Origin of the sequence: Mesorhizobium sp. M1088 (assembly GCF_040318575.1) — a bacterium.
In the GTDB taxonomy this organism is placed as follows: Bacteria; Pseudomonadota; Alphaproteobacteria; order Rhizobiales; family Rhizobiaceae; genus Mesorhizobium.
In genome coordinates, this window is record NZ_JAMYMO010000130.1 from 1 (window position 1) to 706 (window position 706).

Here is a 706-nt window from a genome sequence, read left to right on the forward strand (position 1 = left end):
GCGCTATGGAACGGACCCCGCACACATGCCGAGCTCGCACCGCCGCTATGCGGAATGGACACCGGATCGTTTCCGGCGCTGGGGCGCATCGATCGGACCGCAAACCGAAGGGCTTATCACCGCCATCCTCGCCAGCCGGCCGCATCCTGAGCAGGGCTTCAGAACATGTCTGGGTATCCTGCGCCTTTATCGCGACATCAGCCGCGAGCGCGCCGAGACCGTTTCGGCGCGCGCCGTCGAGATCGGCGGCCTGACCTGCAAGACGATCGCCTCGCTCATCTACACCCAAAAGCGCGCGGGGCAGTCCACCGAACCCGCCGCCGTCATGGAGCACGCCAATCTGCGCGGCCCCGGTTACTTTCATTGAGGAGACAACGAACGATGCTGATCAATCCCACAATCGATATGCTGCGCGAGCTCGGCCTGACAGGCATGGCCAGCGCCTATCAGGAACTCGAGATGCAAACGGAAGCCAGAAGCCTCGAACATGGCGAATGGCTCGCGCTGCTTCTCGAGCGCGAGGCGACCACGCGCCGCCAGAGACGCTTCGAGGCCAGGGCTCGTGCCGCAAAGCTGCGCCATGACGCCCAGATCGAGAATGTCGACTTCCGCGCCGCCCGCGGCCTCGATCGCAATCTCTTCCTGAAGCTCGCCGCTTGCGACTGGATCCGACAGCGCCATAGCCTGCTGTTGATTGGACCCGCCG

At 64.4% G+C, this 706-nt stretch carries 1 protein-coding gene and 1 pseudogene; both read left to right on the forward strand.

The window, feature by feature from the left end:
• Positions 1 to 367: pseudogene (locus tag NKH49_RS34800) on the forward strand (IS21 family transposase); the annotation flags it as partial.
• Between the two features lie 14 nt (positions 368 to 381).
• The coding region (locus NKH49_RS34805; RefSeq protein ID WP_352930230.1) for an ATP-binding protein at positions 382 to 706 on the forward strand (325 nt) is incomplete at its 3' end.